The sequence below is a fragment of the Kitasatospora sp. NPDC048722 genome (assembly GCF_040650235.1).
Lineage (GTDB): Bacteria > Actinomycetota > Actinomycetes > Streptomycetales > Streptomycetaceae > Kitasatospora.
The window spans coordinates 150,764-158,419 of record NZ_JBEZGX010000010.1; the positions used below are offsets into that span (position 1 = coordinate 150,764).

The 7,656-nt window shown below is 71.0% G+C and carries 10 protein-coding genes; 2 read left to right on the forward strand and 8 right to left on the reverse strand.

The window, feature by feature from the left end; translation table 11 throughout:
- Positions 1-97: 97 nt before the first annotated feature.
- The 8 genes from AB0C76_RS10790 to AB0C76_RS10825 form a co-directional block, all read right to left on the reverse strand.
- Positions 98-2,224 (reverse strand): cell division protein FtsK, encoded by a 2,127-nt coding sequence (locus AB0C76_RS10790; protein ID WP_359962821.1) that lies wholly within the window; start codon positions 2,222-2,224, stop codon positions 98-100.
- Between the two features lie 200 nt (positions 2,225-2,424).
- Positions 2,425-2,853 carry a hypothetical protein gene (locus AB0C76_RS10795; protein ID WP_359962777.1) on the reverse strand — a complete coding sequence of 143 codons (429 nt, stop codon included), beginning with the start codon at positions 2,851-2,853 and terminating at the stop codon, positions 2,425-2,427.
- Between the two features lie 109 nt (positions 2,854-2,962).
- Positions 2,963-3,229 (reverse strand): hypothetical protein, encoded by a 267-nt coding sequence (locus AB0C76_RS10800; RefSeq protein ID WP_359962780.1) that lies wholly within the window; start codon positions 3,227-3,229, stop codon positions 2,963-2,965.
- 47 nt (positions 3,230-3,276) lie between these two features.
- Positions 3,277-3,723, reverse strand: a complete 447-nt coding sequence (locus tag AB0C76_RS10805) for a hypothetical protein (protein ID WP_359962782.1) — start codon at positions 3,721-3,723, stop codon at positions 3,277-3,279.
- Positions 3,720-4,682 carry a DUF2637 domain-containing protein gene (locus tag AB0C76_RS10810; RefSeq protein ID WP_359962785.1) on the reverse strand — a complete coding sequence of 321 codons (963 nt, stop codon included), beginning with the start codon at positions 4,680-4,682 and terminating at the stop codon, positions 3,720-3,722. Before AB0C76_RS10810 ends, AB0C76_RS10805 begins: the two co-directional genes overlap by 4 nt.
- Entirely contained in the window at positions 4,679-4,939 is a 261-nt protein-coding gene (locus tag AB0C76_RS10815; protein WP_359962787.1) for a hypothetical protein, read from the reverse strand. Before AB0C76_RS10815 ends, AB0C76_RS10810 begins: the two co-directional genes overlap by 4 nt.
- Positions 4,936-5,085: a hypothetical protein gene (locus AB0C76_RS10820; RefSeq protein ID WP_359962789.1), complete on the reverse strand. Its 150-nt coding sequence runs from the start codon at positions 5,083-5,085 to the stop codon at positions 4,936-4,938. The genes AB0C76_RS10815 and AB0C76_RS10820 overlap by 4 nt, the downstream gene beginning before the upstream one ends.
- The gene (locus AB0C76_RS10825; RefSeq protein WP_359962792.1) at positions 5,082-5,369 is read right to left on the reverse strand and encodes a hypothetical protein; all 288 of its coding nucleotides are present in this window, start codon (positions 5,367-5,369) and stop codon (positions 5,082-5,084) included. The genes AB0C76_RS10820 and AB0C76_RS10825 overlap by 4 nt, the downstream gene beginning before the upstream one ends.
- 412 nt (positions 5,370-5,781) lie before the next feature.
- Here AB0C76_RS10825 and AB0C76_RS10830 point away from each other — a divergent pair, with 412 nt between their 5' ends.
- The gene (locus tag AB0C76_RS10830; RefSeq protein ID WP_359962794.1) at positions 5,782-6,576 is read left to right on the forward strand and encodes a GntR family transcriptional regulator; all 795 of its coding nucleotides are present in this window, start codon (positions 5,782-5,784) and stop codon (positions 6,574-6,576) included.
- Complete coding sequence (locus AB0C76_RS10835) at positions 6,573-7,226, forward strand: YdcF family protein (protein ID WP_359962797.1); 654 nt, start codon at positions 6,573-6,575, stop codon at positions 7,224-7,226. The genes AB0C76_RS10830 and AB0C76_RS10835 overlap by 4 nt, the downstream gene beginning before the upstream one ends.
- Positions 7,227-7,656: the final 430 nt, after the last annotated feature.

Below are 7,656 nucleotides of genomic sequence, written 5' to 3' on the forward strand. Positions count from 1 at the left end.
TAGCGGCCTGATCAGGGGATGTTCGGGCCGCTAGCGGGGGTGCTAGGTCTAGCGGGGGTGGCCGCTAGGCCTAGCACCCTTGCTGGGCTCTCCGGGGCTATCCGGCGTTGCGCTTCTTGTCGCGCTCAGTGACGGCCGCGTGGACGTCGGCGCGGGTGATGCCGCGCCGGTTGGCGCCCTTCCCGGCGTCCGTGGTGCCCCACACCTGGCCCGTGGCGATGCCGTAGGGCTTGAGCGCGGTCACCAACTGTTCGACCCTCGCCTGGCCTTCCAGCGCGCCCCACGGCCCGTACGAGTCCGGCCGCAGCTCGGCCAGGCGGGCGACGATCGTCTCCGACCAGAGCTTGGGCTCGTCGGGGCCCATGACGGCGAGGACGTCGGCGAGCAGGTCGTAGGACGGCGCCGCCGCGGGCGTCGCGTCGGTGCCACCGCCGGCGTGGCCGGTCAGCAGTCCGGCCTTCTCGCGGGCCTCGCGTCCGCGCTGTGCGATCGCCTCGGCCGCCGGGGCGTCCACGAACACGGAGCGGACGATCTGCGCGTCGGCGCCCTCACCGCCGATGTAGTACGCGATGCCCCGGTCCTCGCGGGTGAAGGTGGTCGCCCGGATGCCGTTCTTGTACGCCGAGGTCCCGAGGACCATGTCGTTCTCGACCTGCCCCATGACCTTGAGGCACAGCCGCAGGATCGCGTTCGCCGAGATGCCGGTGGGCAGGGACTTGGCGTCGGGGCGCTGGGTGGCCAGCAGCAGCACGATCCCCGTCGCCGGGCCGCGCTTGACGAGGTCGGTGCAGATCTCCTCGAACTCCGCCCCGTACTTGGGGTGCTCGAACCACACCTGACACTCGTCGACCCCGACCACGATCGGGTGCAGTCGCAGGGACTTGTTGTCGGCGAGCTTGCTGGTGACCTTGGACTCCGGGCAGACGTCCCGGGGCAGGGAGCGGATCACCTTGGTGCGGCGCCGCAGCTCGGCCCGCAGCTCGCGCATGTCGGCGATGGCGTACTCGATGTCCTCGTCGTCGTCGCCGGCCCGGTGACGGTGGGAGACCTTCTCGCCGACCGGGTCGAGGTCGCCGGTGCCCTTGAGGTCGTAGGTGTGCAGCTCCGCGCGGGGGTCGAGGGCGGCGATGAGCAGGAGCAGGCGGAGCAGGAAGGTCTTGCCCATGCGCGGGACGGCGCCGATCACGCCCGCGATGAACGTCAGGGTGACGTTCACCCAGGCGCCGCGCTGGTCGGTGGCGAACGCCACCGGGTCGAACAGGTCCACGGTGCCCTTGCGGGCGAGGGGCCAGGCGGGCTGCTTGGCCTTGGCCATGTCCTGGTCCCCGACCCACAGCACCATCCGGCCGGGGTGCTCGCCCCTCGCCTGCTCCGGCCACACCGTCCCGACCGGCCGGCGCAGACCCGAGGCGAGCTGGCCGCGCTTGCCCATCACGTCCGCCACGGTCACGCCGTGGGGCAGTTCGACGTCCGCACGCCACCCGGGCCCGTCCCGCATGATCGGGGCCGGGAACGTGATCGCGGTGCCCTTGGTCTTCGCGGAGGTGATCCCGCCGATCCCCAGGGACTCCAGAGCCCGCACCACCATGTCCGACGTCAGCTTCGGCGCCCTCGCCTTCACCACGGCGCGGGTGATCAGCGGCTCATCGGCCGGAGCGCCGGCGACACCGAGCGCGAGCACCACGGCCGCGGCGAGCGCGAGCAGGGTCGTCGTGCTCGTCATCACGAGCAGCACGATCACGGCGGTCAGGCCGAACACCGAGGCGAGCAGCGTGATCAGGGTCCGCAGCCGCACCCGGCCGTCGCGCTGCCGGCTCAGCTTCAGGTACAGCTCGGCGTCCTCGCGCCGAGCCGCCGCCGCCCGCAGCGGCTGCCCCTCCGCATCCGACGTCCACCGGCCCAGGAAGGTCAGGGCACGGGCGGCGCCGCGCGGCGAGCGCGCCGCGAGGCGTCCGGCGTAGAGCGGGGTGCGGATCGCGTGGTAGGCGGCCGTGTGGCCCATCCGCCCGGCCACGTAGGCGAGTTGGGTCTTCAGCTCGGCCGTGGACAGCAGCCACGCGGGGAGGATCGGGCGGCGGGCGCCCTCCGGCACCGGCAGCGGCGCCGGGGCGGGCTGGTCGACGTAGACGGACGGGCCGTCGTCGCCGTCGTCGTCCACGGCCGTGGCGGTGGGGCGGCGTTCGGCGCGGGCCTTGGCGAGGTCGACCACGCCTTCGTCGGCCATCTCGGCGGCCAGGCGCTCGAACAGCTCGTTCTCGGCGTCGTCGCCGGGAGTGTGGTGGTTCACTGGGGGTTTCCTTCCTCACTGCTCTGTGGTGCGGAAAGGGGCCCCGGGACGGCCGGACGCCGGCCAGCTGAGCGGCCGTCCCGGGGATCGTGCGAACCGGGCTGCCGCGCAGGTCAGCGCGGGTCAGGCTCCGGTGTTCAGTGGTTCAGGACCGCTTCCAGGGCGGCGGCGCCCTCGGTGGTGGTGATGGGTTCGCCCTTGAGGTAGCCGCCGTACATGGCGTTCGCCTGGCGGGCGACGTCGGCCGGGGTGGCGGCCGGGCGGCCGTCCTTCCAGGGGCCGAAGGTGACCAGCAGGCCGGCGGCGTGGCGGGCCATGCGGCTGCGGGCCTCGGCCTTGCGCTGGGCTCGGCGCCGCTCGTTGCGGGCCTTGCGGTACTGCTGGTTCTCCCACGCGGCCTGTTTGGCGAGGAAGTCGGCGTGGAGCGGGTCGCCGACCGGGCAGGGCCGGGCGGCCTGGCATTCCTCGCAGGCGAGCAGGTGCTCGGCGGCGGTCTGGAACACGGTCATGTAGGCGATGAACAGCGGGTCGGACGGCAGACCGGACGTGGTGAGCTGGTCGGTCACGGCGGTTCCTCCGGCCGGTGGCGATGCGTGGGCAGAGCGGCGGAACGGGAGCCTGGGGCGGTCTGCAAGGCGACCGCCCCAGGGCTGGTGGTGGCTCTTGTCGCGCTGGTCAGCGGCGGAAACGGCTCTCGCGCTCGGCCTCTTCGCGCTCGCGGATCATCGCCTGGCGCTCGGTCTCGGGGCTGCCGTCGGGGTTGCGGTTGAGGCCGTGGAGGCTGCCGCCCTTGGCGTACTCGAACGCCAGGGAGGTGATCGGGCCGCGCTCGCCGCTGCCGCGCGCGTATCGGCCGCCCTTGGCGTAGTCGAACGCGGACGGCTCGGACGACTGGTTGGAGCTGCTGCTGTTGTCGGACGACGACTTGCGGAAGAAGCCCATGACTATTCCTCGGTGTGGGGCTTTCGGCGGGTGGTGTGTGGTGGTGGTCAGGCGGAGGCGATGAGGGCGGCGATGGTCTCGGCGGTGTGGTGCCAGGCCTGGTCGAGGGCGTAGGCGCCGTTCATGCCGTGGTCGGCGAGGCGGACGAAGTTGCCCTTGCCGGTGGCGTCGGCCAGGTGGCGCAGGGGTTCGCGGCGGTCGGCGATGTAGTGGGTGACGGCCGAGAGGGCGAGGGCGGCGGCGACGGGGCCGGGCCGCAGGCGGACGCCGAGCAGGCGGGTGCCGGCCAGCAGGGCGGCGCCCTGGGTGGCGGTGTAGGTGGCGACGTGGGCGGCGCAGGCGCGGCGGCCGGCCGTGCTGGACTGCCCGTCGTTGTGGTCGTGCTGGCCCTTGGTGGAGGCCTGGTGGTCGGTCTGGATCCAGTGGTCCGCCACGTCGGCGGCGGCGCGGAGCAGGGCGTACGAGGCGGCGAAACGGGCGGCGCGAGCGGTCATGATGCCTGCTCCTCGGGGGAGTTGGTGGTCTCGGTGGGCGTGTCGGTCGCGTCGGCGGCGGCCGGGGCGGGGTCGGGCACGGCGTGCAGCGCGGGCCGCTCCGGCCCGTCGGGCGCGACGGCGGCGCGCTCGGCGGTGAGGGTGTCGCGCAGGGTCCGGGCGTTCTCGGCCGACGTGTGGACCGCTTTGCGGATTCGGTCGGCGGTCAGTTCCGAGTCGGGCCACCCGACTGTGGCCGACCGCGCTTCGGCGAGCAGTTCGTCCGGCGTGCGCTTGGGTCGGGTGGTCCGGGCCGACTGCGGGACCGTGCCGGTCGCCCGACGCGGGCGGGCCGGCGCCGGGGCGGTCGGCTTGCGGTTCGGTTCGGCGGACGCATGTTGGGTCGGTGCCTCGGTTGGCCCGGCCACCGGCGCGGACGGGGCCGGGGCGGGTGCAGGGTCGGGCGATTCCCACAGCGGGAAGTCCGGTTCGGCCGTTCCGGGTTCGGGCAGGTCAGACCCCGACCGATTCGCCATGGTCTGGTCTGTTTTGTCGGCCTTGGGCTTGGTGTGCAGGACCTTCGCCACGAGATCCGACCCGAAGTAGATCGACCCGACCGGAAGGCTGCTCGCGAGCAGGACCAGGGCCCAGTGCGCGGGCGCCCACTCGGCCAGTCGGGTCCGGCCACCGCCGTGCAGAGTCGGCACCAGACCGTGCACGTAGTTGAGCACCAGCGACGCGGCCGTGTACCCGGCCAGGACCCGCAGGGCGAACCGGCGGTCGGCGTCGGTGAGCACCAGGGCGACGACCAGCGCCAGCGCCATCAGCCCGTCCACGACGAGCGGGTAGACCGTGGCTGCGGTCGAGTCAGCGCCGATCGCGGACGCCACGTCCCGCAGCGCGTTCCACGAGACCCGGAACGCCATCGCGGCCACGGCCAACAGGCCGACGACCAACCAGAACTTCCCAGCCTTGGTCATCGCTTCCACCCCCGCCTCGGCTTCTCGCCGTCGGTGGTGAAACCGGCGTACCCGCCCTCCGGCGGCGGCTCCGGCGTGCCGTGGAGTTTCTGGGCGATGATCGCGGCCACCCCCAGACCGGAGGTCGCGGCAGCGACCGTCGTGAGGTCGGCGTCATGCGCGACCGAAGACGCGAACGCCACCACGGTGGAGAGCGTGTGGTTCTCCGGCATCGCCTGCGCCGCGCGGTCGGCGGCCTTTCGCAGGATGCCCATCACGCACCCCCGAGTGCGTTGGCGGCGATGAGGGTCTGCGCCGCCTCCCGGGTGGCGCGGGCGGCATCGGCCGCAGCGGCGGCGGCGATCCGGGCCGCTTCCGCAGCGGCGGCGGCCTGCGCGGCCGCCTCACGGGCCTCGGCACTCATGCCGCCACCCCCGAACGCGGCCGCCGACCGGCGGGGCGCGGGCGCCGCAGCGGAACCGGGGCGGTCCGCAGCAGCTCCGCCGCGACCTCCGCCGACTCCGGGTCCGACTCCCACAGCTCCGCCAGCACCTCACGGGCCACGTCGGTACGGGCGGCGTACTCCGCCGGGCTCTCGCCGGCCACGCCACCGAACAGCGCCCCGAACGGGTCGTTGTCGATGCCGAGCGCCAGCTCCGTGTACTCCAGGGCCGAAACGGCCCGTTGGCCTGCAACAATCGACTTCACGGGTTCACCTCTTGGTAGTTGGGTGAGTGAGCCCGAGGGCCGCCGCGCGTTCCTTGGCCGGAGCGCGGCGGCCCGACTTATTCGGGCTCAGCCACTCGCGATGTACGAGCAGCCATGACCCCCGACCCGCCCCAGATGGCACGGATCGGGGACCAAAGACACTCGTTCTTGATCAGCACACTGTTGAGTTCTCAAAGATCGGCGTGTCACCGACAGTCCGTAGGGCGCGCGGCCAAGCCGCCTTCCCCCGACAACTGTCGAGCGCGTATGTGCAGGTCAGAGCAGCCCAAAGAAGAGCCGATCTCTCGCAGTCCTAGGACTGCGAGCTGCCGAGAAAGACGATGCCTGACTGCGTCTCAGCTGTCAACAGTCCTAGGACTGTGTTTGACTGGTCTCGTTGAAAGGAGCTCGCATGGCACCCAAGTGGCGAGAGCTGGCGGACAAGCTGGCTGAACGGATCAGAAGCGGGGAGTACGCGCCGGGGCATCGGTTGCCGCACATTCGGACGCTCGTGGACGCGGGCGAAGGCTCCAAGGCCACGGTGCACGCCGCTTACAAAGCGCTTGAGGCGGAAGGGCTAGTCACCGCTTCGCGAGGGCACGGGACCATCGTGCGGCCGCAGACCCCGCTCAAGCGCTTGGGCATCGACCGATACGACAAGGCCAAGTGGCGCGACGGCGATGAAGTGGCCTTCATCGCGGACCGTGTCGCATCCGGTCGTGCGTACCGTCGGGATGAGCAGACCCAGACGGTGAGCCGCATCGAGGCACCATCCGTTGTTGCTGCGGCGCATGGCCTTCCGGCTGGCGCCGAGGTCTATGCGCGCGCTCGTCTGGTTAAAGAGGGCGAGCAGCCGACGCACGTCCTGACCAGCTACTACCGGCCTGAGCATGTGGAAGGGACCCGAATCGTCGATCCGACCCCCGGCCCGGCCGGGCGCGGCGGCGGCTTCCGGGTGCTCTACGACGCGGGATACGAGATCGACCACATGCGAGAGGAACTGTTCGCACGGGCTGCCACCGCCGAGGAGGCCAGGCTCCTCCAACTGCCGGCTGGTGAGCCGGTGGTCGAGATGCACCGAACGGTGTACACGGCTGACGGCACGGTGGTGGAGTTCGCCATAGGTGTTCATGCCGCCTCGCGGTTCGCCTGGAGCTACGACTTCCAGGTCCCCGATTCGGCGCAGGGCAAGGAGGAAGATCGATGATCTCGGCGCAGGCATGGGCGGACGCCAAGATGGTCTGGGACTTTCACCAGATGCATCACGAGCCTCGCCCATGCTCGGTTGCCATCGGTCTTGGCAGCCACGACCTGGGCGTGGCGGACGCGACCGTGGACCTGTACCGGCGCGGCATGGCGCCCCTGATCGTATTCACCGGTGCCACCAGTCGCACGACGCAAGCGCTCATGCCGCGAGGGGAAGCCGTCCATTACCGAGAGCGGGCGCTGGAACTCGGCGTGCCTGCGTCGGCGGTGTTGGTGGAGCCGCGAGCCCGGAATACCGGTGAGAACATCCGTTACTCACGGGAACTGCTCGAACAGGGAGGCGTGGACGTCTCGTCCGTGCTGCTGGTAAGCAAGCCTTACGAGGAGCGACGCGCGTACGCCACCGCACGGAAGCTGTGGCCGGGGGTTGAGGTTGTGAGCGCTTCCACGCCCATGACCTTCATGGAATACGTGGACTCCATCGGGGACGCGAAGCGCGTCATTGACATGCTCGTTGGTGCCTTGCAGCGCTTGCTGATCTATCCCCAACAGGGCTTTATGGTGAGTCAAACGGTGCCCGATGATGTGAGCGCTGCCTACGCGAGGCTCGTCGACGAAGGCTTCACAGGTCGGCTCGTGCCCGTGCCGTGACGACATCCAGCGTGACCCTCCGGGATTGAGGGAGGGTTGGGTTGAGGCCCCCAGACCGGATGGATTCCGCCGCCGCGCTTCAAGCAGGACGACGATGCGACCATCGCGTTCTGCCCACTGCCGTAATGGGGCAGTGCCGCTCGTGCCACAGCCGTGCCAGGACGGGCGGGGAACCACGGGGAATGACGGGCGGCGGCGGAGAGAACCCGGGGTAGACCCGCAGGGGCGCTTCGGCGCAGGTCAGGGCGGTTAACCGACAGCTGTGCTCCTAAAGCCGGTGTCGCAGGTTCGAATCCTGCCTGGGGCACGTAGCAGCGAGAGGCCCCCGACCTGTGCTTGAGTTCTAGGGATCGTTGCAACACCCCACTTCAAGGGGTGCGATGTTCGAGATCCGGAAGAACCGGACGGTGGCTCAAGGGTCGAGGACCCT

What these genes read in the sequence shown, in the direction of transcription:
- AB0C76_RS10835 (WP_359962797.1), top strand. Translation starts at nt 6,573, where the DNA reads ATGATCTCGGCGCAGGCATGGGCGGACGCCAAGATGGTCTGGGACTTT.
- AB0C76_RS10810 (WP_359962785.1), bottom strand. Translation starts at nt 4,682, where the DNA reads ATGACCAAGGCTGGGAAGTTCTGGTTGGTCGTCGGCCTGTTGGCCGTG.
- AB0C76_RS10805 (WP_359962782.1), bottom strand. Translation starts at nt 3,723, where the DNA reads ATGACCGCTCGCGCCGCCCGTTTCGCCGCCTCGTACGCCCTGCTCCGC.
- AB0C76_RS10790 (WP_359962821.1), bottom strand. Translation starts at nt 2,224, where the DNA reads ATGGCCGACGAAGGCGTGGTCGACCTCGCCAAGGCCCGCGCCGAACGC.
- AB0C76_RS10830 (WP_359962794.1), top strand. Translation starts at nt 5,782, where the DNA reads ATGGCACCCAAGTGGCGAGAGCTGGCGGACAAGCTGGCTGAACGGATC.
- AB0C76_RS10800 (WP_359962780.1), bottom strand. Translation starts at nt 3,229, where the DNA reads ATGGGCTTCTTCCGCAAGTCGTCGTCCGACAACAGCAGCAGCTCCAAC.
- AB0C76_RS10820 (WP_359962789.1), bottom strand. Translation starts at nt 5,085, where the DNA reads ATGAGTGCCGAGGCCCGTGAGGCGGCCGCGCAGGCCGCCGCCGCTGCG.